The following is a 26,334-nucleotide window of genomic DNA, read 5'->3' on the forward strand; positions in this document are numbered from 1 at the left end:
CGTGCTGTCAGTGACCGGTGTGTCCAAGACCTTCCCCGGCGTACGGGCCCTGTCCTCGGTGGACTTCACGGCCCGCACCGGGGAGGTGCACGCGCTCATCGGCGAGAACGGCGCGGGCAAGTCCACCCTGATCAAGGTGCTCACGGGCGTCTACCGGCCGGACGAGGGCCAGGTGACATACGACGGCTCCCCCGTTCGCTTCGCCACCCCCCTGGAGGCCCAGCACGCGGGCATCTCCACCATCTACCAGGAGGTCAACCTCGTCCCGCTGATGACCGTGGCGCGCAACCTCCTGCTGGGCCGGGAACCCCGCAACCGACTCGGGCTGATCGACTTCCGGCGCATGCACCGGACGGCCGACGAGGCGTTGCGCGGGCTCGGCATCCGCGTCGATGTACGCCGGCCGCTGCGTGAACTGGGCGTCGGCGCCCAGCAGATGGTCGCGCTCGCCCGCGCCGTCTCGGTGGACGCGCGGGTCGTCGTCATGGACGAACCGACCTCCTCGCTCGAACCCCGCGAGGTGCGGACCCTGTTCGAAGTGATCCGCACGCTACGCGAGCGCGGCATAGCGGTGATCTACGTCAGCCACCGTCTCGACGAGCTGTACGAAATCTGCGACACGGTCACCGTGCTGCGCGACGGCAAGGTGGTGCACACCGGGCGGATCGCCGACCTGGACCGGCTGAGGCTCGTGTCGCTGATGCTGGGCCGGGAGATCGGCGTCGTGCGGGACGAGGGGCTGACCAAGTTCACGGGGAGCCACGACACCGCGGTCGAACCTGTTCTGCAGGCCGAGGAGTTGACGGTTCGCCACCTGCTCGACGGCGTGTCCGTGGCCGTTCGCCCCGGTGAGGTGGTGGGGCTGGGCGGGCTGCTCGGCTCAGGCCGCACCGAGACCGCGAAGGCCATCGCGGGTGCTCTGCGCACCGACTCCGGCCGGGTCGTGGTGGCGGGCACGACGGTGCGCACCGGCTCGACGCCGGCCGCGATCCGCGCGGGCATCAGCCTGCTGCCCGAGGACCGCAAGGCGGAGGGCGTGCTCCCGGGACTCTCGGTACGGGAGAACATCGCGCTCGCCGCACTGCCCGGCCTCTCCCGCTTCGGCCTGGTCGACGAGGCGCGCATCGACCGGATCGTCGACACCTTCATGACACGGCTGCGCATCAAGGCGGCGGGCCCCCATCAGAAGGTGGGCGAGCTCTCCGGCGGCAATCAGCAGAAGGTCCTGCTGGCCCGCTGGCTGGCCATGCACCCCAAGGTCCTCCTGCTGGACGAGCCGACCCGGGGCATCGACGTCGGCGCCAAGGCGGAGGTGCAGAAACTCATCGACGAACTCGCGGACGACGGCCTGGGAGTCCTGCTCATCTCCTCGGACACGGAGGAACTGATCGAGGGCAGCGACCGGGTCGTCGTGCTCAAGGACGGCGCGGTCGTGGCGGAACTGACCGGCGACGCCGTCACCGAGGACCGGCTGATGCGCGCCATCGCCACCGCTCCCTCGGCGTCCACCGCCGCCGGAGGCCCTGATGACTGATCTGACGCTGGGCCGGGCGACCGCGGATCGCGACCGGCTGCTGCGCCTGCTCCAGGAATACGGCGTCTATCTGGGCGTCGTGGTCCTGCTGCTGCTGAACACCGTCTTCACCCCGCACTTCCTGTCCGCCGAGAACTTCCGCACCCAGGCGGTCCAGGTCGCGCCGGTGCTGATCGTGGCGCTCGGGATGGCGCTGGCGATCGGCAGCGAGGGCGTGGACCTGTCGGTGGGTTCGGTGATGGCCCTGTCCACCTCGCTCCTCTCGCTCTACCTCGGATACGGAGCATGGATCGCCGTACTGGCGGCGGTGGCGGGCGGAATCGTGGTCGGCGTCGCGAACGGTGCGCTGATCGCCTTCGTCGGCGTCCAGCCGATCGTCGCGACGCTCGCCCTGATGGTCGCCGGACGGGGACTGGCCCTCGTCCTGCTCCCCCAGCTCAAGGACGTGCGCAACCCGGGCATGGCGGAACTCGGCTCGGGCGATGTGCTCGGCGTGCCGTACCTGGTGCTCATCGCCGTCGCTCTCGCACTGCTCGTCGGCTTCGTCGTACGCCGCACGACGTTCGGCCGACAGCTGCTGGCCCTGGGCGACAGCCGCCCGGCAGCCCGGCTCGCCGGGCTCCCCGTGCGCCGTGTACTGATCGTGGTGTACGTCTGCTCCGGCGTCCTCGCCGCGATCGCGGGCGTCCTGGCCACCGCGCGCCTGACGGCGAGCGACCCGACCTCGCTTGGCACCCTGATGGAACTGTCCGCGATCACAGCCGTCGTGGTCGGCGGCACTCCGCTCAGCGGCGGCCGGGTCCGCATCGGCGGCACGGTCGCCGGCGCGGTCCTCATCCAGTTGCTCACCACCACGCTCATCAAGCACGATCTGCCGCCGTCGTGGACCCAGATCGCGCAAGCAGTGGTGATCGTCCTCGCCGTCTACGCGGCACGGGAACGGGGGAAGCGATGACGGCCGACGTGGAGAGTCCGGTGCACACGGTGAGCACACCCGAGGAAGAAGCCCTCGGCGCCGGCCGCTCGGAGCGGCTCAGCGCCCTCGCCCAGCAGCACGGCGCCCTGGTCACGCTCGTGGTCGCCGTGATCGCGGCCTCCCTGAGCTTCGACACGTTCCTGACCGGCGACAACCTGGAGAACATGGCGCTGTCCTCCGCGTTCCTCGCGGTGGTCGCGCTCGGCATGACCTTCGTGATCGTCACGGGCGGCATCGATCTGTCGGTGGGCTCCCTGTTCGCCCTCGGCGGGGTACTGGCGGCCTGGGGATCGCGGTACGGCACGGTGGTCGCGCTGCTGCTGCCGCTGGCGGTGTGCGGGCTGATCGGTCTGGTCAACGGCCTCCTGATCGCCCGCTCGAGGCTGGCCCCGTTCATCGTCACGCTCGCCTCGATGCTGGGCGCCCGGGGCATCCTGCTCTCCCTCACCGACGAGGGCTCCACCACCTATCTCGTCGACAAGGACTCCTTCTTCGCGACGCTCGGCCAGAGCACGGTGCTCGGCATCGGTGCGCCCGTCTGGATCACCGTCGCGCTGTTCGTGCTCGGCGCTGTGGTGCTGCGGCGCACCCGGTTCGGGCAGTACGTGTACGCGGTCGGCGGCAACGAGGACGCGGCGGCGCTGATGGGTGCCCCCGTGGCCCGCACGAAGATCTCCGTGTACACGTTGTCCGGGCTGTGCGCCGGGTTCGCCGGCGCGCTCAACGCGGCCTGGCTGGTGTCGGGCGTGACGATCCTCGGCACCGGCATGGAACTGGACGCCATCTCCGCCGTTGTCATCGGCGGGACACTGCTCACCGGCGGATTCGGCTTCCTCAGCGGCTCGTTGGTCGGCGTGCTGCTGCTGAAGGTCATCCAGAACGTCATCAACCAGATCGGCTCACTGGACTCGGCGTATCAACAGGTCGTCAGCGGCGCCTTCCTGGCCGTCGTGGTCATCGCACAGACATGGCTGGGACGGAGACGCCGGGTGCTCTGACCGCTCCGCTCCGGCCGTCCGCCCCGGCGGACCCGCTCGAGGGACCCGATCAGGAGACGAGCTGTCCCTTGCCCAATGCGATCACCCCGGCCTTGGAGACCGTGTAGAGCTCCGCGTCCCGCGAGGGGTTGACGCCGATCGTCGCGCCGGGCGGCACCTCGACGTTCTTGTCGAGGACCGCGCCGCGCACGACCGCGCCCCGCCCTATGTGGACGTTGTCGTGCAGGATGGAGCCCTGGACGACAGCTCCCGGGTCGACGACAACGCCCGGCGAGAGCACGGACCTCGTGACCTGCCCGCGGATCAGGCAGCCCGCGCTGATGATGGACTCACCGGCGATGCCACCGGCGTTGAATCTCGCCGGCGACAGCTGCCCGGAGTGGGTGTAGATGGGCCAGCTGCGGTTGTAGAGGTTGAAGGCGGGGCGCTCGGCGATCAGATCCATGTGGGCGTCGTAGTAGGCGTCGAGGGTTCCGACATCGCGCCAGTAGCCCTGGTCGCGGGTGGTCTCGCCGGGTACGTGGTTGTCGCTGAAGTCGTAGAGCTGCGCCTCGCCCCGGTCGGTGAGCATGGGCAGGATCGAACCGCCCATGTCGTGCACGGAGTGCTCGTCCTCGGCGTCCCGCTGAAGCGCCTCCACCAGCGCTTTGGTGGTGAAGATGTAGTTGCCCATGGAGGCGAACACGCACTCGGGGTCGTCGGGCAGTCCGGGCGGATCGGCGGGCTTCTCCAGGAAGCCCTGCACGGTCTGGCCGTCCGAGCCGGGGCTGATGACCCCGAAGGAGGAGGACTCGGCGCGCGGCACCCGTATCCCGGCCACCGTCACACCCGCGCCGCCCTCGATGTGCTGGGCGACCATCTGCCGCGGGTCCATCCGGTACACGTGGTCGGCGCCGAACACCGCGATGTAGTCGGGCTGTTCGTCATACACGAGGTTCAGCGACTGCAGGATCGCGTCGGCGCTGCCCAAGTACCAGCGCGGGCCGAGCCGTTGCTGGGCCGGGACGGGAGTGACGTAGTTGCCGAGCAGGCTCGACATCCGCCAGGTCGTGGTCACATGCCGGTCCAGCGAGTGCGACTTGTACTGCGTCAGGACGCAGATGCGCAGGATGTCGGCGTTGACGAGATTGGAGAGTACGAAGTCGACGAGGCGGTACGTGCCGCCGAAGGTGACCGCGGGTTTCGCGCGGTCCGCGGTGAGGGGCATCAGACGCTTGCCCTCTCCACCCGCAAGTACGATTCCCAGCACCGAAGGTCCACCGCGCCGCATGCCGCCGCCCCTCTACGCCCGGTCGAGCCCTGCCCTGTCGCGGGCCGAACCCGTGTCGCTGAACTACGCCTGTCCGATGGCTACCCCTGTTTGAGGACTTCCTCGTAAACCTGGACGGTCCGCCGGGCCACCGCGTCCCAGCCGAACTCCCCCACCGCGCGCTCCCGCCCGGCCTCGCCCATGCGCCGGGCCGCCTCGGGCTCCGCGAGCAGCGAGTCGAGAGCGCGCGCGAGCCGCGCTTCGAAGTCGCCCTCGACCGGCACGAGGAGCCCGGTCCGTCCGTCCTCGACGACCTCGGGGATACCGCCGACGCGCGAGGCAACGACGGCCGTACCACAGGCCATCGCCTCCAGGTTGACGATGCCGAGCGGCTCGTACACCGAGGGGCAGACGAACACGGCCGCGTGCGTGAGGAGTTGGATCACGTCCGGACGCGGCAGCATCTGCGGGATCCAGTGCACTCCCTCCCGTACACCCCTCAGCTCCCGGAAGAGGTCACGGAACTCCCGGTCGATCTCAGGGGTGTCGGGGGCGCCCGCGCACAGCACCACCTGGGCGGCCGGGTCGATGTCCCGCACCGCGCGCAGGAGTTGGGGCACACCCTTCTGGCGGGTGATGCGGCCGACGAACAGGACGTACGGGCGGCTGGTGTCCAGACCGATGCGGTCGAGGACGTCCGTGCCGGGGTCGGGCCGGTAGAGGGTGGTGTCGATGCCGTTGTGCACGACGCGCACCTTGGCCGGGTCCAGGGCCGGATAGCAGCTGAGGATGTCCTCGCGCATCGCGCCGGAAACCGCGATCACCGTGTCCGCGGCCTCGATGGCGGTGCGTTCCGCCCAGCTGGAGAGGGCGTAGCCGCCGCCCAGCTGCTCGGCCTTCCAGGGGCGCAGCGGTTCCAGCGAGTGGGCGGTCATGACGTGCGGGATGCCGTACAGCAGCTTGCCGAAGTGGCCCGCGAGGTTGGCATACCAGGTGTGCGAGTGGACGAGTTCGCGGCCTTCGAGGGCGGCCGCGATGGAGAGGTCCACGGAGAAGGTGCGCAGCGCGTCGTTGGCGCCGTCGAGCAAGGGCCAGGGCCGGTGGCGCACGACGCCGCCCGCGGCGCCCTCGCCCCAGCAGTGCACGTCCAGCTCCGTGAGGCTGCGCAACTCCCGGGCGAGGAACTCGACATGGACGCCCGCGCCGCCGTACACGTCCGGCGGGTACTCCCGGGTCAGCAGTCCCACGCGCACACAGAACCCCCCGTCATAGCGGCTGGTGCCCCTCATGGTCACTCAGATGGGGCAGTTGGGGAAGACCACGCGGAGACGACGGTTGTCAGGAACGGCCGGCCTCGGACCGCGGCGGGCGGTCGAAGCAGCAGTCGCCGCACAGTCCACCGCCGGGAAGGCGGTAGTAGAGACAGCAGCTGCGGCGGCGCAGTGTGTGGGGGTCGAGGGTGCCGGAGAGGTCGGGGTGGGCGAAGAGACGGGAGGCGAGTGCGTGGGCCCGATCGGCCACGTCGGTACGACCGTTGGCCCGCGCCCAGCGGTCGAGCCCGCGTACCGAGCCGGCCAGGGCGGAGCCCGCGTTGCCCCACAACAGACGTGGTGAGATGCGGTACCGGGAGTGCAGGGCGGCAGCCAGCGGGGCGAGGTGACCGGCTCGCACCACCTCGTCGACGGCCGTGGCGGGCAGGGCGCGCACCTCGGACAGCCACAGGTCTGCCGGGACACTGCCGTCCGGATCCCAGCACAGCAGTTCCGGATCGAGGTCGGGCACCTGCCCGTACAGCGCGGCGGCGCCGAGCGCGATCGACCACAGCCGGGCGGCGAGAGCCTGGTGGGCGATCGAGACCGCGATCCGAGGTTCCGGCGCATGGAGACTTTGCGTGACCTTTCGCACACGAAAAGTTATCGGATCCGCGTAAACATCATCCCGGGCCTCGAGTCGTGGCGTTGCGTACGTTCGCGCGAGGGTGGGCAGCGGGCCGCGCGTCGGTACGCCGGTGCGTAGTACGAAGAAGTCGCCGAGCGCGCCGAGCGCTCCGAGTTCCGGGTCGAGGTCCACGAAGAGCAGTAGTACCAAGCCCCCTAGGGGATTCCACCAGCGGGTCGGCCGTCCGTGTAACCCACCTTGGGGAGGACGGTGGGCGATTCGTACTCCATCGGCAGTAGGACTCAATGCCTGCTCAGGTACGACGACGTGAACTAATTCGCAGGGCATCGTTGTTTGCATGGAAGCCGACCGTTCGTCGCACCGGGCACAACGCGCCCGCCGTACGCAGAGGAGGGACTCATGAGCGCCCTCGCTTTGTCCGTGCTGCTCTCGTTCGTCTCCGCCGTCGCGTACGCAGGTGGCGCGATCGTCCAGGAGCAGGTCGCCCTGACCTCCCCCGGCCAGACCTACGCACCACTGCGCAGGCCGAGCTGGTGGGCCGCCGTGGCGTTGAACGGCCTCGGCGGGCTGCTGCACGTGGTGGCCCTCGCCTACGGCCCGCTGAGCCTCGTACAGCCGCTCGGCGCGCTGACCATAGTCTTCGCCCTTCCGATGGCAGCTCTCTTCGTCGGCCGCAAGGCCGGAACGACCGCCTGGCGCGGCGCGATCATGGCCACGGTGGGCCTTGCAGGCCTGCTGTCGCTGGTCGGCGCCTCCGAGGCGCAGTCGCTCGGCGGCACCCAGCGGGTGGCGCTGGCCGTGGTGGCGGGTGGCTCGGTGGCGGCCCTGATGGTGGCGGGCCGCGCCGCGCACCGGCACCCGGCGGTGCGCAGTGTGCTGCTCGCGGTCGCCGCGGGCATCGCCTTCAGCATGTCCTCGGTGTTCACCAAGACGGTCGCGGTGGACTGGTCACAGCAGACCTCGCTCTCCGACGTGTCCAGCCTCGCCGTGATCGGTGTCTTCGCGACGGGCGGCATGCTGCTGTCGCAGGCCTCCTACCGAGGTGGCGGCCTGGCGGCGCCGCTGGCCACGCTGACGGTCGTGAACCCCGTGGTGGCGGCCGCAGTCGGCATCACGATGTTCGGCGAAACCTTCCGCTACGGCTCGACGGGCACCGCCCTGGCGCTGGGCTGCGGAGTCGTCGCCGCCGGCGGTCTGATCCTGCTCACGACGGAGCGGCTCGGCGGCACGCGGCCGGCGAGCGTACCGGCCGAGCCCGCGTTCGCCGTCGGCACGCCCGGGACGGTTCCGTTCGCGTTCGAGCCGGTCCCGGTCCCCGCCGGGGCCGGGTCGCCGGACCTGGCCGCTCTCACGACCGCCGAATCGGATGTGGAGGGGCTGCTCGTAGGCCTTCCCGACCAGCCGGTCGCCAGGATCCGCGCGGAGGCCTTCGGACCCGCCGACGGCATCCTCGTAGCGGGTGAGGACGTCATCGGGCCGGACGGGGATGTGTTCGCTCCGGACCAGGAGGTCTTCGTACCCGGGCCCATGCCGGTGCCGGCCGCGGAGAACACCTCGCAGGACAGTGCACCGGTGGACGAACTGCCGTACTACACCGTCCTGTGCGGCGCGCCGTATGTGCCGATGGCCTTCGTCAACCACCACCGCGCGAGGGTCACATCCTGACCCCGCCCGCCCTCAGGTAGGCCACCGGGTCGATGTCGGATCCGAAGCCGGGCCCCGTCCGCACCTCGAAGTGCAGATGTGGGCCCGTGCTGTTGCCCGTGGACCCCGAGCGGCCGATGCGCTGGCCGCTCACCACGCTCTGCCCCGTCTTCACGGAGATCGCGGACAGGTGGCCGTACTGCGTGTAGCGGCCGTCGGCGTGCCGGATCACCACCTGGTAGCCGAAGGAACCGCCCCAGCCCGCGCTGACGATCTGACCGGCCGCGACCGCCTTCACGGAGGTCCCGGTGGGCACGGGGAAGTCGACACCCGTGTGGTAGCCCTTCGACCAGGAGGAACCGGCGGCACGGTAGGGCGTGCCGGTCGCAGCGTTCACGGGGGCGACGAAGGAGGGCGCCTTCTTGGCTCTGTCCGAGGAGGTCCGGTCGGCCGAGGGCTTCTTCGTCGGCGCCGGCGCGGTCTGGGTGTGCACGGGCGCCTGGGCCTTGCCGTGCAGGTTCAGCCGCTGACCCGGCAGGATCAGATCCGGGTCGGAGCCCACGGTCTTGCGGTTGGCGGCGTACAGCCGCTGCCAGCCGCCCTGGACATGCCGGGAGTCGGCGATGCCGGAGAGCGTGTCGCCGTGCACGACCGTGTACATCTCGGCGGTGCCCGCCTGCGACTGGGGCGTGGTGTGCGGCTGCACGTCCCGCACGGAGCGTTTCGTCGTCTGGGGCGTGGTGCCGGACGGGCTGATGTCGGGGGTGTCGCCGCCTCTGGTCAGCCCGGCACGGACCGAGCACACCGGCCAGGCGCCGGGCCCCTGGCCCCTCAGCACCTTCTCGGCGACGGCGATCTGCTGGTCCTTGGTGGCCTGATCCGCGCGCTGCGCGTACACCTTGCCGCCGTAGGCCTCCCAGGTGGACCGGGTGAACTGCAGGCCGCCGTAGTAGCCGTTGCCCGTGTTGATGCTCCAGTTGCCGCTTGACTCGCAGGCGGCGACCTTGTTCCAGGTGCCCACATCGGCTGCGTGGGCAACACTGGTTCCGACGAGCGGGAGCGCTATACCCGCGCCGCCGGCCGTGACAGTGAGTGAGGCGCGGTTGATCCTGTTGGGCTGGTACCGGCGGTGCCGGCCGCGTACGGCCATGAGCGAGCCCCCCTCGACATGCGTCAGGAGCGGCAAAAGTATGCGCTGCGAACAGGCCATGACAAGAGGGCAATCGGCCGTCCCGGCGCCCCAAGTGACCGGGAATCACCACGCGTTCCTCGGGTCACTGAGGCAGGTGGGGCACCTTCTGCGTACACACCGTCGGCAAGTCAGGATACGTGGACGGCGAATCGGTGAGTCGGGGTCGCGGTGGCGTAATACTGGCGGGCAGACCGGCATTACCGATTTCCAGGAGCTTTGGGAGCCAACCGTATGAGCACTTCAGCCCAGATCGGCGTCACGGGTCTCGCGGTCATGGGGCGCAATCTCGCCCGCAACTTCGCACGCAACGGCTATACGGTCGCCGTGCACAACCGCACCGTGGCACGGACGAACGCGCTGATGGAGGAGTTCGGTCACGAAGGCGAGTTCGTCGCGACCGAGACGGCGAAGGAGTTCGTGGCGGCGCTCGAGCGGCCGCGACGCCTGATGATCATGGTCAAGGCGGGTGAGCCGACCGACACGGTGATCCAGGAGTTCGCTCCGCTCCTGGAACCCGGCGACATGATCATCGACGGTGGCAACGCGCACTTCGCGGACACCCGGCGCCGCGAGCGCGCACTGCGCGAGCAGGGCATCCACTTCGTCGGCACGGGCGTCTCCGGCGGCGAGGAGGGCGCGCTGCACGGGCCCAGCATCATGCCGGGCGGCTCGAAGGAGTCGTACGAGTCCCTCGGGCCGATGCTGGAGAAGATCTCCGCGAAGGCGAACGACGGCGCTCCGTGTGTGACGCACGTCGGTCCCGACGGCGCTGGCCACTTCGTGAAGATGGTCCACAACGGCATCGAATACGCCGACATGCAGCTGATCGGCGAGGCGTACCAGCTGCTGCGCGATGTGGCGGGCTACTCCCCCGCGCAGATCGCGGACATCTTCCGCACCTGGAACACGGGCCGGCTCGACTCGTATCTGATCGAGATCACCGCCGAGGTGCTGTCACATGTGGACGCGGCGACGGGCAAGCCGTTCGTGGACATCGTCGAGGACCGGGCCGAGCAGAAGGGCACAGGCCGCTGGACGGTCCAGATCGCGCTCGACCTCGGTGTTCCGGTGTCCGGTATCGCCGAGGCGGTCTTCGCGCGCTCGCTGTCCGGGCACGCCGATCTGCGGGCCGCCTCGCGCGGACTCGCCGGCCCCAAGGCCACGCAGCTCGGCGAGGCGGCGGCCTTCGCCGACCGGGTGGAGCAGGCGCTGTACGCGTCCAAGATCGTCTCGTACACGCAGGGCTTCCACGAGATCACCGCGGGCAGCACCGAGTACGACTGGAACATCGACCTCGGTGCCGTCGCCTCCATCTGGCGCGGCGGCTGCATCATCCGCGCCGCCTTCCTCGACCGCATCCGCGCCGCCTACGACGCCCGGCCCGACCTGCCGAGCCTGCTGTCGGACGAGACGTTCGCGCAGGAGATCGCGGCGGCCCAGGACGACTGGCGCGAGGTGCTCGTCGCCGCCACCCGCCAGGGCGTGCCCACGCCCGGCTTCTCCGCGGCCCTCGCCTACTACGACGCCCTGCGCGCCGAGCGTCTGCCCGCCGCCCTCACCCAGGGGCAGCGGGACTTCTTCGGGGCGCACACGTATCGCCGTACGGACCGGGAGGGGTCGTTCCACACCCTGTGGGGCGGCGACCGGTCGGAGGTCGAGGCGTAGGCGCCTGCTCTGCCGAAGCCGTCACGTCCCTGGAGTCGGGGCGTGACGGCTTCGTCGTGGTCGGGAGCGGCCGGCGCGTCGGACGCGCCGGCCGCGTTGTCGTTGGATGTCTGCTCGGATGCCTGCTCAGGAGATCGGCCCCGGCTGGGGCTCCGGCTCCGGTACCGGGTCGGGGCCCGGTGGCTTCGGGATCGGGGACGGCGGCGGGACGGGCTCCGGGGAGGGGTGGGGGCCCGGGTCCGGGGTCGGGTTCGGGAAGGGCTCCGGGCGGTCGGGGCCCGGGCCCGGGGTGGGGCCCGGTTTCACCGGGTCTGGGAACGGATGCGTCATGGTGTCCTCCAGCCAGTCGGTACGTCGGCCCTGGACTTGTCCCACGCGTACCCTGCCCCCGCGCACCCACTCACCCCGTCGCGCGAGGGATGGAGACCAGGTGGTCCTACTCGGCGTGCGCCGCCGCGGCCGACCGACCGCCCCACACCGCCTCCGCTCCGGCGGCGAGCCCCGGGCGGGGGCTGGACAGCACCGGAGTCGAGGTCGCGGTCAGGCGCTGGGCCGCAGCCATGGACGCCTGGGCGAGGACGATCGCGTCAGCATCGGTGACCGCGTCGGCGGCTGCCGCCACCGCACGGACGTACCCGTCCGTGTCGCCCGCCTCGAAGAGGGCCCACGCGCCCTCGGCCGACACGGTGCGAACGTCGACAGGGCGCCCGGCGCTGCGGGCCTCCTCCTCGACGAGGGCGACCGTCGGCCCCAGGGTGCTCTCCAGCGCCGCGAGGACGACGACACGCGGCCCCATGGCCACCGCGGCGGCGGCCATCGGGCGGTCCACGCGGAGCACGGGAACGCCGACGGCGGTCCGCTCGGCGACGGCGCCGATGGTCGAGCAGGTGCAGAGCACCGCCCGCGCGCCCTGAGCGACGGCCTGGTCGAGCAGCGCCCGCACAGCGTCGGCCACCGCGTCGGGGCCCTCGCTCCGGGCGCGGGCCAGCAGCTCCTCGGCCACCAAGTGCCGCAGTTCCAGCCCCTGGTGGGCCTCGTCGCGCAGCGCGTCGAAGACGGGGACGTGGACGGACGAGGTGTGCAGCAGGGCGAGCGGGCCGGACCGGGGCATCAGGACACCGTCCTCAGAAGCGCCCCGGGTGGGCCTTGAGCCACTCCACCGCCGCGTCCAGCAGCTGCGGATCGGCCGCCGGAGCCTCCTCGGGGTGACGCGCCGCCCACTTCACGACGTACGGGCACAGCGGTGCGACCACGATGCCCTCGCGCGCGGCGATGGCGTACAGCTCACGGGCGAGGGAGCCCGCGATGCCCTTGCCCTCGTGCTCCGGTTCCACGATGGTGTGCACGGGAACGAGTGCCCGCGCGGGCGCTTCGAGCACGAAGTACTCGATGTGGCCGACCACTTCATCCCCGGCGAACGCCTCCAGGCGGCCGCCCGCCCGGTCGTCACGGATCTCGATGTCGCTCATGGGCACTCCTCGGGTTCTCTGGTCCACGCGTCCACGGGTCCGCCTTGCTCCGCCGAGGTTCAGACGGTGACGGCCTGCGGACTGCGCTCCTGGTCCGAGCCCGGCACCGGCTCGGACGGATCCGCGCCGAGGGCCACGATCCGGTTGTCACGGTCCACGTGCACGACCCGCGGCCGCAGCGCCCGCGCCTCGGCGTCGGAGACCTGAGCGTAACTGATGATGATCACCAGATCTCCGGGATGGACGAGATGGGCCGCCGCTCCGTTGATGCCGATGACTCCGGAGCCGCGCTCACCCTCGATGACGTATGTCTCCAGGCGGGCACCGTTGGAGATGTCGACGATGTGGACGAGCTCGCCCGGCAGCAGATCGGCGGCGTCCAGCAGGTCCGCGTCGATGGTCACCGATCCCACGTAGTGCAGGTCGGCCTGGGTGACGGTGGCTCGGTGGATCTTGGATTTGAACATGGTTCGAAGCACGGAGAAACTCCCGATTTGTCTGCTCCCTGCCCGCTTTTTGCAGGTCAAGGGCGGTCTCCGGAGCGTACATCGATTCGCCTGTTCGGTCAGCTGTCGCCGAGTGTTCGAGGACTCACACTGACCCGTTGCTGACCTTTCTGACGCCGCGCCAGTCACGTGAGCCCGCGCGTCATGGGTTCTCGGCGAGTTTTCCCTTCCTCGTCGTGCCCGGCACGTGCGGCATCGTGTGCCGGATGGCCTTGATCAGCCGGCTTGATCATCCGTCCTGGTGCAGTACGACGGGCGGACGCAGCCGGGATGCTCACTGCAGTGGGCAGTCGGCGGGGGCCGCCCGTGGCTTGGCCACGGACGCCCCCCTTCGTGCGAGAGGTGATCACTCAGTGGCAACTGGTAGTGCCGCTGTCGGCGTAGGTCTTGCCCGCCTCAGGCACGAACTGCCAGTCGTAGCTGTTGGCGTGCAGGGTGAACTTGAGCACGCCGTAGGTGTCACTGTTGCGGGCTTCGCTGTTGGGCATGATGGTGCCGAAGCTGTAGTGGCTGGCGCCGCCCATGCCGGCGACGAAGTGCCGGATGCCGCGGGTGGTGTCGAGCTGGCCGCCGGGGTTCATGGGAGCGAACCGCTCGTACTGGTGGTTGTGGCCCGCGACGATCACGTCGGCGTTGTTGTCGTACAGCGCCTGGACGAGGGGTCCGGTCGAGGTGTCGGGAGCGTGGTTGGCGCCGGAGGTGAACCGCGGCTTGTGCCAGTAGGCGAGGGTGCACGGCTTGGTGCTGGCGGCCAGGTTAGAGCGCAGCCACTGCTCCTGCGGGGAGCCGACGGCCATGTTGACCTCGGAGTTCAGCGAGACCACATGCCAGTTGCCGAGGTCGTAGGAGTAGTAGCCCTGGCCGGACGGGCCGGCGTTGGCGCCGAAGTAGTTGTAGTAGCCGGTGGCGCCGGAGGTGTTGTAGTCGTGGTTGCCCGGTGCCGGCCTGGTGCGGGCCTTGTGCCGGCCCCACGTCGGGTCGTAGTAGGTGGCGAACTCCGTGGCGGTGCCGCTGTCGTAGACGTTGTCGCCGGCGGTGAACACGGTGCCGGGGATGTTGTCCAGCAGGTTGGCGGTCGAGGTGTCGCCCGTGCCGGAGTTGGAGATGTCACCGGCGCCGACCAGCACCGGATCACCCGAGGGCGGCGGGGTGGTGGTGGGCGGCGGGGTGGTGCCGGTGGTGATCACCAGCTGCGGGGCGTCGGCGCCGCTCTCCCGCGAGTCGTAGTAGGCGCCGTCGTTGTTGGGGGAGGTCGCGCCGACGCTGAACGTGCCGTTGCCGGTCACGAGCGAGGTCACATCGATCTCGTACCAGCCGTCAGGGACGACCGAGCCGAGGGTGCCCAGGGTGGCGCCGTCGATGGCGGGCTTGTTGTTCCAGGTCGTGCCGGTCTCCGACCACGTGGTGTTGGTCATCGCCTTGAACGTGCCGCCGTTGCTGCTGCCGTTGTTGTTGGTGATGGCACGGATGCGCAGCTTAGCGCTGGTCACCGGGTCGGTGACGCCGCTCACGGTGAACTTCAGGAACGACTGGCGCACCGGGGAGTTGTCGACCACGAACTGGGTCGAGGTGCCGTAGTTGGTGGACGCCGTGTTGGACTGCACGTAGGTGTCGGCGACCGGGGTGAACGTGGTCGTGGCCGCGGTGGCCACGGGAGCGGTGGTGAGCAGGCCTGCGACGGCTACGGCCGTCAGCGCGACTGCTCCTCCCGCCAACGTTGATCTCCGGAAGCGGCGGTTGCCCATCGGGTGGTCCCTTCTGAAGTGAGGGCTGTGGAGGGCGATTCGGGAACTTAGGGACCCACCGATGCCGCCGACACCCCCCTTTGAATGAACTGTGAGTGAGCTGTGAATGAGCGCTTTTCGCGCTCGCTCACGTGTTCTGACGGGCTGTCAGTACGCCATCCGTTGTTCAGCTACTGCATGCCCGCTCGCCGACTGCCAGGGGTGGTTCACGCGCTGCGGGCACCCGACGATGGGCCGTCGTCATCGCGATCGAGTTCCGCTGCATACGGACGCTCCCGTGAGCGTCCGCCGACGCGGCGGCACCCCCCACCCGCTCGCCCAGCGCAAGCAGCAGGAGGTGTGCAACCGCGTGTACCTGTCGACAATCGGCTGGTCCAAAAGGGCCGTCGGCACAGACGGAGCCGACAGGCGCCGGCTGACCACGATCAGCGCCAACGTCTTCGCTCTCGGCGCGGTCAGCCTGGTCACCGACATCTCCGCCGAGATGGTCACCGCAGTGCTTCCCCTCTACCTGGTACTCGGCCTCCAGCTCGGCCCGATGGCCTACGGAGTGGTCGACGGGACCTACACCGGCGCCACGGCGCTGCTGCGGATCGTCGGCGGTTACGTCGCCGACCGGACGCGCAGCCGCAAGGCGGTGGCGGGCATGGGTTACGCGCTCTCGGCCGTCGCCAAGCTCGGCCTGCTCGCGGCAGGCCGGTCGGTCGCCGCGATCGGGCTGGTGATCGCGGTCGACCGGACCGGAAAGGGACTGCGCACGGCACCTCGGGACGCACTGATCACGTTGTCGACGCCACCGGACACCCTGGGCCGGGCCTTCGGCGTGCACCGGGCGATGGACAGCCTCGGCGCCTTCCTCGGCCCGCTGGTGGCCTTGGCGGTGCTCGCCGCCGCCGGCCAGTCCTTCGACGCGGTCTTCGTCACCAGCTTCTGCATCGCCGTCCTCGGTGTTGTGCTGCTCGTCCTGTTCGTCCGCGACCGGCGCGATGTGAAACCCGCAGCCGCGACTGTCTCACCGCGCGACGCCGTGTCGCTGCTGCGCGACGCGCCCGTCCGCCGCCTCGTCCTCGCGGCCTGCCTGCTCGGCCTGGCCACCGTCGGCGACGGCTTCGTGTACCTGCTTCTGCAGCGACGCGAGGAGCTGAACGCAGGCTGGTTTCCGCTGCTCGCGGTCGGTACCAACCTCGGCTACCTGCTGCTCGCCGCTCCCATCGGCACCCTGGCCGACCGGGTCGGCAGGCTGCGGGTCATGCTGGGCGGCTACACGTCGCTGGTCGCCGTCTACCTGTTGCTGTTCGGGCCGCTGGGCGGGTGGCCGCTGATCGTCCTGACACTCGGCCTCTACGGCATCTTCTATGCCGCCACCGATGGCGTGCTCATGGCTCTTGCAGGCCCACTACTGCCCGAGCGGCTGCGCACCACCGGCATCGCGATCATCCAGACCGGCCAGGCACTGGCCTACCTCGTTTCCTCGGTCCTGTTCGGGATGGCCTGGCAGGCATGGGGTCCGGTCACTGCCACTCGGGCGGCCGCCGGAGGCGTAGTGGTGGCGATCACCGCCACCGCCGTGCTGCTTGCACGCCCGGCCATTGCTGCCACCAAGGAGGTATCCAGTTGAGCGCGCTGAGCGACCTGACACCGCGGGCCCGGATCGCCATCGTCATGGCTACCACTGCGGTGCTCGCCGTCGCCGCCGTAGGCTACATCCGGCTGGCCCCCCACCAGACCACCACCGGCGCCACAACTGATTCGGTCACCACCAGAGCGGACCGTATGACGCTGGCTCCCGGTCCGCGACTGCTGGTGGTCAGCAACCGCCATCTCGCCACCGTCTCGCGGGGCGACCCGAGCGGCCCGCGTGCGGTCGCCCCGCTGGAGTGCGTCCGCGTCTATGCCGCGGCAGGCACGGGCGTCTGTATCCGTCCCGACTCCCCGTGGGCCTACCACGTTGTCGTCCTCGACCAGAAGCTCCATGAGAAGCGGGCGATCTCCGTCCCCGGCCTGCCCAACCGCGCTCGTGTCTCGGCCAGCGGCCGCATGGTGGCATGGACCACCTTCGTCGGCGGCGACTCGTACACCAGCAGTGGCTTCTCCACCCGGACCGGCATCCTCGACACCCGCACCGGCGCGCTCGCGAGCACACTGGAGACGTTTGCAGTGACCAAGGACGGCCGGCCCTACCGGGCCGCTGACGTCAACTTCTGGGGCGTCACCTTCGCCGCCGACGACAACCGGTTCTACGCGGCCATGTCCACGGGCGGCCGCCGATACCTCGTCGAGGGTGACTTCGCCGCCAGAGCCGTTCGCACGCTCAAGGAGAACGTCGAGTGCCCGTCGCTGTCCCCCGACGGCACCCGCATCGCGTTCAAGGAGGCCATCGGGGCCGATCCCACCCGCGGCTGGCGGCTGTCCGTACTCGACCTGGCCTCGATGCGGGTGAGGCGGCTGTCCGAGACCCGCAGCATCGACGACCAGGCTGCCTGGCTCGACGACGCCACGATCGCCTACACACTGCGAGACAGCAGCGGCGACCCCGACGTCTGGTCCGTGACGGCTGACGGCTCCGGCAAACCTCACCTGCTGATACCCGGGGCAGAGTCACCCGCCGCCCTGGGATGACCCTGGACCAGCCACGTAGGAGAGGCACTTGGGCGATCGCCGCCGTCCGGAGCAACCAAGAGGCCGTACCGGCAAACTCCGATGCGGCCTCTGCCCGAAGTGGGCCTGACCCGGCGGACGATGGGGCGGCGCCTGCTGCCAGGGGCAGCCGGAGCCGTCCGCTTCTCCTTTTGTTCATTGGAAATTGACAGGTTGACGCGCGCGTAGGTGCGGCTTTCGCTGCCAAAGTTCCCGGCGTCGGTTTCGCCTGCAGTCGGGAGGAACACAGTGGAGTCGGAGAGAAGTGGAAGAACACGCCGATGGGCGGCGGCCGCGGTTGCTTCGGTCGCCGTCGGCGGTCTGCTGGTCCCGTCCCAGGACGCCGCGTACGCGGCCTCGTCGGACATCGTGATCAGCCAGGTCTACGGCGGCGGAGGCAACTCGGGAGCCCCGTACACCCATGACTTCATCGAGCTGTACAACCGTGGCACGAGCACGGTGTCCGTATCGGGCTGGACCGTGCAGTACGCCTCGGCATCCGGCTCCGCCTGGTCGAAGACGGCACTGTCGGGCAGCATCGCGCCGGGCCAGTACTACTTGGTCCAGGAGGCCGCCGGTGCCGGCAGCGCCGCGTCGCTGCCCACGCCGGACGTCACCGGCACCATCGCGATGAGCGCGACCTCCGCGAAGGTGGCCCTGGTCACCAGCACCACCGCGCTGACCTGCGCCACCGGCTGCGCGAGCCAGGCCGGGGTGCGGGACTTCGTGGGCTACGGCAGCAGCGCCAGCTCGTACGAGAGCGCGCCGACCGGGACGCTGTCGAACACCACCGCCGCCGTGCGCACCGGCGGTGGCGCGACCGACACCGACAACAACTCCGCGGACTTCACCGTCACCGCGCCCGTCCCGCGCAACTCCAGCTCCGGCGGTGGTGGCGGCGGTGCCACCCGTATCCGCGACATCCAGGGCACCGCTCACATCTCACCGTTGAACGGCCGGCAGGCCAGCGGTGTCTCCGGCGTGGTGACCGCCAAGTCGAGCAACGGATTCTGGATGCAGGACCCGCAGCCCGACACCGACCCCGCCACCAGCGAGGGGATCTTCGTCTACACCGGCACCGCCCCGACGGTCGCGGTCGCCGACTCGGTGACCGTCGCCGGGACTGTCAGCGAGTTCCGCCCCGGCGGCACCAGCGGCACCAACAACCTCACCACCACCGAGATCACCGCCCCGACGATTACTGTTGTGGCGAGCGGTGCGACGCTGCCCGCACCCACCCTGGTCGGCCCCGGGGGACGCGTCCCACCGGCCGCCGTGATCGAGGATGACGCCACCGGAGACGTGGAGAACAGCGGCGTCTTCGACCCGGCGAGCGACGGCATCGACTTCTGGGAGTCGATGGAGGGAATGCGCGTGGAAATCGACAACGCCGCAGTTGTCGGCCCGCGCAACAGCTACGGCGAGGTCCCGGTCGTCCCGCAGGACAGCACCACACGCACCAACCGCGGCGGCATTGTGCTGCAGTCCGGCGATCCCAACCCGGAGCGGGTGCTGCTGGACGACTCGCTCGCGGCCACCCCGACCGTGAACGTCGGCGACACCCTGTCCGGCGCCACCACCGGCGTACTCGACTACTCCTTCGGCAACTTCAAGCTGCTCGTCACCAGCACGCCCTCGGTGACCAGCGGCGGCATCACTCCCGAGACCACCCAGACGCCCACTGCCGGCGAGCTGTCCACCGCCACCTTCAACGTGGAGAACCTCGACCCGTCCGACCCGCAGTCGAAGTTCGACGGCCTCGCCGGGCAGATCGTGGGCAGCCTGAAGTCGCCCGACCTGGTCGCCCTGGAGGAGGTCCAGGACAACAGCGGCGCCACCGACGACGGCGTTGTGGCCTGCGAGCAGACCATGAGCAAGCTGATCGGGGCCATCACCGCGGCGGGCGGCCCGAGTTACACCTACCGGCAGATCAACCCGCAGAACGACGCCGACGGCGGCGAGCCCGGTGGCAATATCCGCCAGGTGTTCATGTACCGCACCGACCGCGGGCTGGCCTTCGTCGACCACTCCGGCGGGACGGCCACTCGGGCGAACGCGGTCGTGAACACCCTCGGCGTGCCGTCGCTGAAGTACTCGCCCGGCCGTATCGACCCGGCCAACTCGGCCTTCTCCTCCAGCCGTAAGCCGCTCGCCGGTGAGTTCACATGGAAGGGCAAGACGGTCTTCGTCATCGCCAACCACTTCAACTCAAAGGGCGGTGACCAGCCGCTGTTCGGTCACTTCCAGCCGCCCACCCGCTCCTCGGAGACCCAGCGGCACAACCAGGCCACCGTGGTGAAGAGCTTCGTCGATCAGATCCTGGCCGTCGACGCGAGCGCCTCGGTGATCGTGCTGGGCGATCTGAACGACTTCGAGTTCTCCCAGACCGCCGACATCCTGACCGCGAACAACAGCCTCGTAGACCTGCCCCGCACGCTTACCGCCGCGGAGCGGTACACCTACGACTTCGAGGGCAACTCGCAGGTGCTGGACCACATCCTGCTGTCGGCCGGCCTCGCCGCCACGGCGTACGGCTATGACGTCGTCCATGTCAACTCCGAGTTCGCCGCCCAGCTCTCCGATCACGACCCGCAGGTTGTTCGTATCCCGCTGCCCTGACCCTCGGCTCCGGCCGTCGGGGACGCCTCCGGAGGCGTCCCCGACGCGCGTACGAGGGCTTCTGGCACGAGGCCCCGACGAACCGAGGGAGTCTTCTGGGACGCGGACCCACCACTGACGTTCGAGGAGTCACACCGACCCGTTGCTGACCTTTCTGACGCCGCGCCAGTCGATGCCGAGCTGCCTGGCGCGCCGTATGTCTGCATCGGCGTCGAGCGCCTTGTTGTCGGGGACCTCGCGGGGTGGCTGCTCTGCCCTTCCGCGGTCATGCCCCCGTGACCGGCCCAGTCTTCCTGCCTCCGAATTCTGCGAACCAGTCCAGCATGTGGCCGTCCGTGACGGCGCCCGGACCGGCGACGTCGCACACGCGCGCGCCCTGCAGCAGCCGTTTGACCGGCACCTCGAGCTTCTTCCCAGTCAGCGTGCGGGGCAGCGCGGGCACCCGTACGATCACGTCGGGCACATGGCGCGGGGACAACTGCCGCTTGATGGCCGTTGTGATCCGCTGCCGCAACCGGTCGCCGGTTTCCTCGCCATCGTCGGCCACGACGAACAGCGGCATGAAGTAGCCGCCGTCCGCCTGTTCGACACCGACGACAAGGCTGTCCGAGATGCCGGGCAGTTGCTCCACCACCGCGTAGATGTCGGCCGAGCCCATCCGCACCCCCATGCGATTGAGCGTGGAATCGGAACGGCCGGACACGACGACCGACAGGTCCGTTTCGATGGTCACCCAGTCACCGTGCCGCCACACACCCGGATAGGTGTCGAAGTAAGTGGCCGTGTACCGTGCGTCACCGGGGTCGTCGACGAAGCGCAGTGGCATGGACGGCAGTGGGGCGGTCACCACCAGCTCTCCCTGCTCGCCGATCACAGGTCGTCCTGCCTCGTCCCACGCGGACAGCGCCACGCCGAGCGCCGGGCACTGAATTCGGCCTGCACGTACGGGGAGGAGTGGGGAGCCGCCCGCGAGCACGGAGCAGATGTCGGTTCCGCCGCAGATCGACTGCAGCCACCCACCGGGGGCGAGCCGTTCATGGGCCCACCGCCATGTGCTCGATGCCATGGCCGACCCTGTCTGCAGGACCGAGCGCAAGGCACCGAGGTCCAGGTCGGCTGCCGGATGCAGACCGGACTTCTCCACGGCCGCGAGATAGGCCGCGCCCACCCCGACCATCGTCGCCCTGGTCCGTTCGGCGACACGCCAGGCGCCGGCGGCATCGGGAAACGTGGGACTGCCGTCGTAGAGGACGATCGTGCTGCCGTGCAGCAGACCGCCGACCAGGAAGTTCCACACCATCCAGCTGGTGGAGGTGACGAACATGTACCGGTCCTCGGGGCGCAGGTCGGCGCCGAGCCCCAGCGCCTTCAGCAGTTCGACGACGATGCCGCCGTGGCCCTGCACGATTCCCTTGGGGACACCGGTGGTTCCCGACGACCAGAGAATCCACAGCGGGTGGTCGAAGGGTACGTCCGCGAAATCCGGCGCCCTGTTGGTGGGCGGCAGTGCGGACCAGGCGTGCACGGTGACGCCGGACCGTACGGACCATGCGTCCGTCTGCGGTGGGAAGACGTTGTCGACGGCCAGGAGGTGGCGGACGGTCGGCAGTCCGTCCAGGAGTTCGGTGATCGTAGAGCGTCTGTCGTGCTCCCTGCCTCCGTAGCGGTAGCCGTCCGCGGCGATGAGGACCGTCGGCCGGGCCTGCCTCAACCGAGCGAGCACGCTTGGGGTGCCGAAGTCGGGTGAGCAGGCCGTCCACACGGCACCGATCGCCGCGGTGGCGAGCAGTGCCACCACCGCCTGCGGCAGGTTCGTGAGATACCCGGCGACGCGGTCGCCGGGCCTCACCCCCATCCGCCGGAGAGCGGCCGAGACGACCGCGACCTCGCGGCGCAGCCGGTCCCACGACATCTCGACAGGTTCGCCGCCCTCGGTCACGCTCACCAGCGCCGGACGCTCGTCGGTTGCCTGGGCGAGGCACCGTTCGGCGAAGTTCAGGCGCGCGCCGGTGAACCAGCGGGCTCCCGGCATGGTGGCGTCAGCCAGCACCTCGTCGTATCCGGTGACGGCATCCAGTCCGTAGTACTCCCACACCGCCGACCAGAAGCCCGCAAGATCGGTGGAACTCCACCGCCACAGCTCGGCGTAGTCGGGGAAGCGCAGGCCGCGTGTCTCTTCCAGCCATTCCATGAACAGCGCGACGTTGGAGTCCTCCAACTCGCGGGGCCCCGGTGTCCACAGCAGTTCGGTGTCCGGCCTCATGGGTGCTCTCCGGTAGGTGTCGCCCCGAGCGGTGCGCTGGTGGAGCCGGACTCCAGCATGTGAATCAGTTCCTCGGCCATGGGCCACTCGCCGTATCCCGAGGCGGGGTTCAGGTGGCCGACCGCGCCCAGCTCCACAAGGCGGCTGCCCCAGCTCCGGGCCAGCTCGGCGACGCGTTCCGGTGCGCCGAGCGGGTCGTCGGCGCTGGCGGCCAGGAGGCTGGGAAAGGCAAGCGGCGCGCGGGGCACGGGCGTCCAGCCGTGGTCCGCAAGTTCGGCAGGAGTGGGATAGCCGTCCGGCAGCGGTGTCTCGAAGTCCGGTGGGGTGGCAAGGAGCGCGCCGCGTACGTCGGCGCGGTGGCGCTGGGCCCAGTGCACCGTGGTGATGACGCCGGCGCTGTGGGCGACCAGCAGGACCGGCCCGTCCAGGGCCGCCAGCGCCGCGGCCAGGTTGCCGACCTGGACGTCCAGGCTGAGCCGCTCGCCCGTCACCGGGGGAACGGTGCGGACGGCGCGGCCGGCCTCGGCGAGCTGTTCGGCCAGCAGGGTCTGCCAGTGGTCCGCGACGTGATCGCGCAGACCGGGGACGATGACCACGGTGGGTTCTGCGGTCGAGCTCATGAGGCAATCTCCGACGGGTGCTTGGGCTCCGCCTTCGTGGCTGGGGCGTCGAGGCGGAGGAGGTCGCGTTCGTACCAGTGCCGGCCGACCAGGAAGGCCACCATGGCCGCGACCGCGACGAGGGGCACGACACGCAGGGCGCCCAACAGGCCGAGGCGGTCCGCGAGCGCGCCCGTGACCGCGGGGCCCGGGGCCAGGCCGAGCAGGCTGTTGGCCAGGGTGAGGGTGGCGAACGCGGTCGCGGCGACGGCGGCGGGGGTCAGGTTCGCCACCATGGCCGCCGCGGGTCCGGCAGAGCCGGCTGACAGCAGGGAGCCCAGGCCCAGCGTCAGCAACTGGGCAGGTCCAGTGGGCAGTTGGAAAGAGAGGGTCAGCAGGAGCAGCGAGCCGAGGCTACAGCCGAGGGCGACGGCCCACTTGCGGATCGGGGCCGTAGAGCTGATGCGGTCGGAGACGACACCCCCGAGGATCATCCCCAAGCCGATGATCAACGCAAAGCCGCCGGCGGCCCCACCCGCCTCGGCCGGTGCCATGTGGTAGTAGCGGTTGAAGAAGCTGGGCAGCCAGGACAGGAGCGCGGCAGCGATGAACAGTTGGAGTCCGCTGCCGACGTAGGCACTGACGACGGAGACGGAGGAGAACAGGCGGGGCAAGTGGGCACGCAGCCTTTCGGGCGCTGCCGCGCCGTCCTCGCCGGCGGTGGGCCGTCCGCGCGGCGCCAGCCTGCTTTCCTTGACCACGACGCCGTACACCGCGGCGAGCACCAGGCCGAAGATCCCCATCGCGGCGAACGCCCAGCGCCAGCCGGCCGCCTGGGCCACGGCGCCGCCGACGGCGACGCCGAGCACCGAGCCGAAGGCGCCGCCGGCGATGAAGGCGCCGGAGAGTGTGGCCCGCAGGGCGGCCGGGAAGATGCTGAGGACCACGGCGATCCCCACGCTGCCGTACGCTGCCTCGCCGATGCCGACGAAGAGCCGGCCGACGAACATCTCGCCGTAGTTCGCCGACAGGGCGCACCCGAGGGTGGCCAGGCTCCACAGCGTGGCGGCGATCAGCAGACTCCGCACCCTCCCCCACCGGTCGGCCATGAGGGACATGGGGAAGGTGAGCACGCCAACCGCCAGGGCCACGACACCGCTGAGCGACCCCAGGGCGGCGTCGGACAGCAGCCATTCGGCCTTCAGCATCGGGAAGACGGCGTTGAGTACCTGGCGGGACATGTAGTCGGAAAGCAGCAGGCCGAAACTGAGGGCGAAGACCGTCCAGGCATAGCCTTTGGAGACGGGCCAGGCCGACGCGGTCGGGGCCGTGGACTGCGCAGGGGTGTGAAACTCCATTGTCATCACCTCGACTGCTTGGGAAGTAGCAGGTCAGAACGGTCTGTCGCCGACGATTCCGGCGCGCTCCATCTTGCGGACGGCGGGCCAGTAGTCCTGGACGGCGTAGTGCTGGGTGGAGCGGTTGTCCCAAATGGCCACGCTGTTGGGAGTCCAGCGCCAGCGCACCTGGTACTCGGGAATCGCGGCCTGGCTGATCAGATAGGTGAGCAGATGGCTCGCGCCGGGCGCGTAGTCCTGGCCGAAACGCACGTTCTCGGGCGTGTGGTAGTTGACGAAGTGCGTCGCGAACGCGTTGACGAAGAGGATCTCCTCGCCCGTCTCCGGGTGCGTGCGCACGACCGGGTGCTCGGCGTCCGGGAACCGCTCCTTCAGCGCGTGGCGCTGTTCCTCGGGCATGACGGCGCCGAAGGTGGCTTCGATGCTGTGTCGGGCGCGCAGCCCCTCGATCCGGGTCTTGATGTGGTCGGGGAGCCGGCGGTACGCATCCACCATGTTGACCCAGATCGTGTCGCCGCCGACCGGGGGCGATTCGACGCAGCGCAGTACGGCGCCCATCGACGGGTTCACCCGCCAGGTGCCGTCCGTGTGCAGGGCGTTCTCGTAGTGCTCCGGGGGGCTGTCCAGGTCCTTGTAGATCCGGACCAGTCCGGGGTGGTCGGGGTCGCTGCCGGCGACGGGGTGGTCCTCCAGCGGGCCGAAGCGCGACGCGAACGCGACGTGGTCAGCACGCGAGATGTCCTGGTCCCGCAGGAAGAGGACCTTGTACTGCAGCAGCAGGCTCTTGATCTCGGCGAACAGGTCGTCGTCACGGGCCGCGTCGGCGAGGCTGAGACCGTGCAGTTCGGCTCCGATGGTGCAGGTCAGCGGTTCGACGTCGATCGAGGTGTACCGCGCGCCGAGGCGCGGCGCGGACGAGAGGGTGTCGGGCATGGGTGCTCACTCCATGGAAGGGAAGGTGGAGGGTGCCGTGCTCACAGGACGAAGACAGAGGACCCGGTGGTCCGTCCGGCTTCCAGGTCTCGGTGGGCCTGGACGGCGTCCTCGAGCCGGTAGCGCTGGTTGATCTCGATGGCGATGCGCCCCGAGGAGACGTGGTCGAACAGCTCTCCTGCCAGAGCATCGCGTTCGGCGGGGTCGGCGATGTAGTCGGCGAGGGCAGGTCGAGTGACGAACAGCGAGCCTCGGACAGCGAGTTGCATGGCGTCGATCGGTGGCACGGGGCCGGAGGCGGTGCCGAAGCAGACCAGCAGTCCCCGAGGTGCCAGCGAGGCCAGCGAGCCGGCGAAGGTGTCCTTGCCGACGCTGTCGAGCACCAGCGGTACACCGGCGCCGTCGGTCAGTTCCCGCACCCGCTCGGCCACGTTCTCGTGCTGGTAGCGGATGATGTGCTCGCATCCGTGTGCGCGGGCGAGCTCCGCCTTCTCCGCGGTGGAGACCGTTCCGATCACACGGATGCCGAGCAGTGCGGCCCACTGGGAGACGATCAGGCCCACGCCGCCCGCGGCCGCGTGCAGCAGTACCGTGTCACCCTTCCGCAGCGGGTGGATCCTGCGCAGGAGGTAGGCCGCCGTCAGGCCGCGCATGGTCATCGCGGCCGCCGTCTCGCAGCTGATCCCATGGGGCAACCTGATCAAGTGCGAGGCGTCCATGACCCGTTCGGTGCTGTAGGCACCGAGGGGGCTCCCGGTGTACGTCACCCGGTCCCCCGCGGCGACGTTGGTGACGCCCTCGCCGACCGCCTCCACCACGCCGGCGGCCTCGACGCCGATGCCGTCGGGCAGCCGGACGGGGTAGAGCCCGGTACGGAAGTAGGTGTCGGCGAAGTTGAGGCCGACGGCTTCGTGCCGGATGCGCACCTGGCCCGGTCCGGGGTCACCGACGGGCACCTCCTCCCAGGTGAGGACGTCTGGGCCACCGGTTTCGTAGAAGCGGACGGCATGTGCCACAGGGAGCTCCCGGAGGGATCGTGGGGTGGGTA

Annotated in this window: 21 protein-coding genes; 8 read left to right on the forward strand and 13 right to left on the reverse strand. The window is 70.0% G+C overall.

Features of this window, described 5'->3' with window-relative positions; all coding sequences use genetic code 11:
• Nucleotide 1: 1 nt before the first annotated feature.
• Genes IEY95_RS10595 through IEY95_RS10605 form a run of 3 tightly spaced genes read left to right on the forward strand, consistent with a single transcriptional unit; the run spans nucleotide 2 to nucleotide 3,508 of the window.
• Nucleotides 2-1,534, forward strand: coding sequence for a sugar ABC transporter ATP-binding protein (locus tag IEY95_RS10595; RefSeq protein ID WP_189185680.1), 1,533 nt, complete (start codon nucleotides 2-4; stop codon nucleotides 1,532-1,534).
• Nucleotides 1,527-2,489: an ABC transporter permease gene (locus tag IEY95_RS10600; protein WP_189185681.1), complete on the forward strand. Its 963-nt coding sequence runs from the start codon at nucleotides 1,527-1,529 to the stop codon at nucleotides 2,487-2,489. The genes IEY95_RS10595 and IEY95_RS10600 overlap by 8 nt, the downstream gene beginning before the upstream one ends.
• On the forward strand, nucleotides 2,486-3,508 hold the full coding sequence (locus tag IEY95_RS10605) for an ABC transporter permease (RefSeq protein ID WP_189185682.1): 1,023 nt from the start codon (nucleotides 2,486-2,488) through the stop codon (nucleotides 3,506-3,508). The genes IEY95_RS10600 and IEY95_RS10605 overlap by 4 nt, the downstream gene beginning before the upstream one ends.
• Nucleotides 3,509-3,557: 49 nt before the next feature.
• On the opposite strand, the gene glgC is transcribed toward IEY95_RS10605, so the two are convergent.
• The 3 genes from glgC to IEY95_RS10620 form a co-directional block, all read right to left on the reverse strand.
• Nucleotides 3,558-4,778, reverse strand: a complete 1,221-nt coding sequence (gene glgC / locus IEY95_RS10610) for a glucose-1-phosphate adenylyltransferase (protein ID WP_189185683.1) — start codon at nucleotides 4,776-4,778, stop codon at nucleotides 3,558-3,560.
• A gap of 80 nt (nucleotides 4,779-4,858) precedes the next feature.
• Nucleotides 4,859-6,010, reverse strand: coding sequence for a glycogen synthase (gene glgA / locus IEY95_RS10615; protein WP_189186006.1), 1,152 nt, complete (start codon nucleotides 6,008-6,010; stop codon nucleotides 4,859-4,861).
• A gap of 85 nt (nucleotides 6,011-6,095) precedes the next feature.
• A complete protein-coding gene (locus IEY95_RS10620) occupies nucleotides 6,096-6,845 on the reverse strand; it encodes a (2Fe-2S)-binding protein (RefSeq protein ID WP_189185684.1) in 750 nt (249 codons plus the stop codon).
• 210 nt (nucleotides 6,846-7,055) lie between these two features.
• Between IEY95_RS10620 and IEY95_RS10625 the strand changes: the two genes are divergently transcribed.
• Nucleotides 7,056-8,321, forward strand: a complete 1,266-nt coding sequence (locus tag IEY95_RS10625) for a DMT family transporter (RefSeq protein WP_189185685.1) — start codon at nucleotides 7,056-7,058, stop codon at nucleotides 8,319-8,321.
• On the opposite strand, the gene IEY95_RS10630 is transcribed toward IEY95_RS10625, so the two are convergent.
• Nucleotides 8,311-9,450 (reverse strand): transglycosylase family protein, encoded by a 1,140-nt coding sequence (locus tag IEY95_RS10630; protein ID WP_189185686.1) that lies wholly within the window; start codon nucleotides 9,448-9,450, stop codon nucleotides 8,311-8,313. The two genes, IEY95_RS10625 and IEY95_RS10630, sit on opposite strands and share 11 nt — an antisense overlap.
• A gap of 273 nt (nucleotides 9,451-9,723) precedes the next feature.
• Between IEY95_RS10630 and gnd the strand changes: the two genes are divergently transcribed.
• A complete protein-coding gene (gnd, locus tag IEY95_RS10635; protein WP_189185687.1) occupies nucleotides 9,724-11,157 on the forward strand; it encodes an NADP-dependent phosphogluconate dehydrogenase in 1,434 nt (477 codons plus the stop codon).
• A gap of 436 nt (nucleotides 11,158-11,593) precedes the next feature.
• On the opposite strand, the gene IEY95_RS10640 is transcribed toward gnd, so the two are convergent.
• The 4 genes from IEY95_RS10640 to IEY95_RS10655 all read right to left on the reverse strand — a co-directional run bounded on the left by IEY95_RS10640 (nucleotide 11,594) and on the right by IEY95_RS10655 (nucleotide 14,847).
• Nucleotides 11,594-12,268: an aspartate/glutamate racemase family protein gene (locus IEY95_RS10640; protein ID WP_189185688.1), complete on the reverse strand. Its 675-nt coding sequence runs from the start codon at nucleotides 12,266-12,268 to the stop codon at nucleotides 11,594-11,596.
• Nucleotides 12,269-12,281: 13 nt separating this feature from the next.
• Nucleotides 12,282-12,626 (reverse strand): GNAT family N-acetyltransferase, encoded by a 345-nt coding sequence (locus IEY95_RS10645; protein ID WP_189185689.1) that lies wholly within the window; start codon nucleotides 12,624-12,626, stop codon nucleotides 12,282-12,284.
• 59 nt (nucleotides 12,627-12,685) lie between these two features.
• Entirely contained in the window at nucleotides 12,686-13,105 is a 420-nt protein-coding gene (gene panD, locus IEY95_RS10650; RefSeq protein ID WP_189185690.1) for an aspartate 1-decarboxylase, read from the reverse strand.
• A gap of 377 nt (nucleotides 13,106-13,482) precedes the next feature.
• Nucleotides 13,483-14,847: a CBM96 family carbohydrate-binding protein gene (locus IEY95_RS10655; RefSeq protein ID WP_229702798.1), complete on the reverse strand. Its 1,365-nt coding sequence runs from the start codon at nucleotides 14,845-14,847 to the stop codon at nucleotides 13,483-13,485.
• A 307-nt stretch (nucleotides 14,848-15,154) separates the two neighbouring features.
• Here IEY95_RS10655 and IEY95_RS10660 point away from each other — a divergent pair, with 307 nt between their 5' ends.
• The 3 genes from IEY95_RS10660 (at nucleotide 15,155) to IEY95_RS10670 (ending at nucleotide 20,133) form a co-directional block, all read left to right on the forward strand.
• Entirely contained in the window at nucleotides 15,155-16,495 is a 1,341-nt protein-coding gene (locus tag IEY95_RS10660) for an MFS transporter (RefSeq protein WP_229702800.1), read from the forward strand.
• Nucleotides 16,492-17,496 (forward strand): TolB family protein, encoded by a 1,005-nt coding sequence (locus IEY95_RS10665; protein ID WP_229702802.1) that lies wholly within the window; start codon nucleotides 16,492-16,494, stop codon nucleotides 17,494-17,496. Before IEY95_RS10660 ends, IEY95_RS10665 begins: the two co-directional genes overlap by 4 nt.
• A gap of 267 nt (nucleotides 17,497-17,763) precedes the next feature.
• Nucleotides 17,764-20,133, forward strand: a complete 2,370-nt coding sequence (locus IEY95_RS10670; protein WP_189185693.1) for a DUF8508 domain-containing protein — start codon at nucleotides 17,764-17,766, stop codon at nucleotides 20,131-20,133.
• A gap of 265 nt (nucleotides 20,134-20,398) precedes the next feature.
• On the opposite strand, the gene IEY95_RS10675 is transcribed toward IEY95_RS10670, so the two are convergent.
• Genes IEY95_RS10675 through IEY95_RS10695 form a run of 5 tightly spaced genes read right to left on the reverse strand, consistent with a single transcriptional unit; the run spans nucleotide 20,399 to nucleotide 26,302 of the window.
• Nucleotides 20,399-22,396: an acetoacetate--CoA ligase gene (locus IEY95_RS10675; RefSeq protein WP_189185694.1), complete on the reverse strand. Its 1,998-nt coding sequence runs from the start codon at nucleotides 22,394-22,396 to the stop codon at nucleotides 20,399-20,401.
• Nucleotides 22,393-23,016, reverse strand: coding sequence for an RBBP9/YdeN family alpha/beta hydrolase (locus IEY95_RS10680; protein WP_189185695.1), 624 nt, complete (start codon nucleotides 23,014-23,016; stop codon nucleotides 22,393-22,395). The genes IEY95_RS10675 and IEY95_RS10680 overlap by 4 nt, the downstream gene beginning before the upstream one ends.
• Nucleotides 23,013-24,353 carry an MFS transporter gene (locus IEY95_RS10685; RefSeq protein ID WP_189185696.1) on the reverse strand — a complete coding sequence of 447 codons (1,341 nt, stop codon included), beginning with the start codon at nucleotides 24,351-24,353 and terminating at the stop codon, nucleotides 23,013-23,015. Before IEY95_RS10685 ends, IEY95_RS10680 begins: the two co-directional genes overlap by 4 nt.
• A gap of 33 nt (nucleotides 24,354-24,386) precedes the next feature.
• A complete protein-coding gene (locus IEY95_RS10690; RefSeq protein WP_189185697.1) occupies nucleotides 24,387-25,286 on the reverse strand; it encodes a TauD/TfdA dioxygenase family protein in 900 nt (299 codons plus the stop codon).
• Nucleotides 25,287-25,327: 41 nt separating this feature from the next.
• Entirely contained in the window at nucleotides 25,328-26,302 is a 975-nt protein-coding gene (locus IEY95_RS10695; protein WP_189185698.1) for a quinone oxidoreductase family protein, read from the reverse strand.
• Nucleotides 26,303-26,334: the final 32 nt, after the last annotated feature.

The organism is Streptomyces albiflavescens (genome assembly GCF_014645835.1).
Lineage (GTDB): Bacteria > Actinomycetota > Actinomycetes > Streptomycetales > Streptomycetaceae > Streptomyces > Streptomyces albiflavescens.

Excerpts from the sequence above, each read along its gene's own strand:
- IEY95_RS10600 (WP_189185681.1), top strand. The coding sequence starts at position 1,527 with ATGACTGATCTGACGCTGGGCCGGGCGACCGCGGATCGCGACCGGCTG.
- IEY95_RS10605 (WP_189185682.1), top strand. The coding sequence starts at position 2,486 with ATGACGGCCGACGTGGAGAGTCCGGTGCACACGGTGAGCACACCCGAG.
- glgC (WP_189185683.1), bottom strand. The coding sequence starts at position 4,778 with ATGCGGCGCGGTGGACCTTCGGTGCTGGGAATCGTACTTGCGGGTGGA.
- IEY95_RS10625 (WP_189185685.1), top strand. The coding sequence starts at position 7,056 with ATGAGCGCCCTCGCTTTGTCCGTGCTGCTCTCGTTCGTCTCCGCCGTC.
- IEY95_RS10630 (WP_189185686.1), bottom strand. The coding sequence starts at position 9,450 with ATGGCCGTACGCGGCCGGCACCGCCGGTACCAGCCCAACAGGATCAAC.
- gnd (WP_189185687.1), top strand. The coding sequence starts at position 9,724 with ATGAGCACTTCAGCCCAGATCGGCGTCACGGGTCTCGCGGTCATGGGG.
- IEY95_RS10640 (WP_189185688.1), bottom strand. The coding sequence starts at position 12,268 with ATGCCCCGGTCCGGCCCGCTCGCCCTGCTGCACACCTCGTCCGTCCAC.
- IEY95_RS10645 (WP_189185689.1), bottom strand. The coding sequence starts at position 12,626 with ATGAGCGACATCGAGATCCGTGACGACCGGGCGGGCGGCCGCCTGGAG.
- IEY95_RS10675 (WP_189185694.1), bottom strand. The coding sequence starts at position 22,396 with ATGAGGCCGGACACCGAACTGCTGTGGACACCGGGGCCCCGCGAGTTG.
- IEY95_RS10680 (WP_189185695.1), bottom strand. The coding sequence starts at position 23,016 with ATGAGCTCGACCGCAGAACCCACCGTGGTCATCGTCCCCGGTCTGCGC.
- IEY95_RS10685 (WP_189185696.1), bottom strand. The coding sequence starts at position 24,353 with ATGGAGTTTCACACCCCTGCGCAGTCCACGGCCCCGACCGCGTCGGCC.
- IEY95_RS10690 (WP_189185697.1), bottom strand. The coding sequence starts at position 25,286 with ATGCCCGACACCCTCTCGTCCGCGCCGCGCCTCGGCGCGCGGTACACC.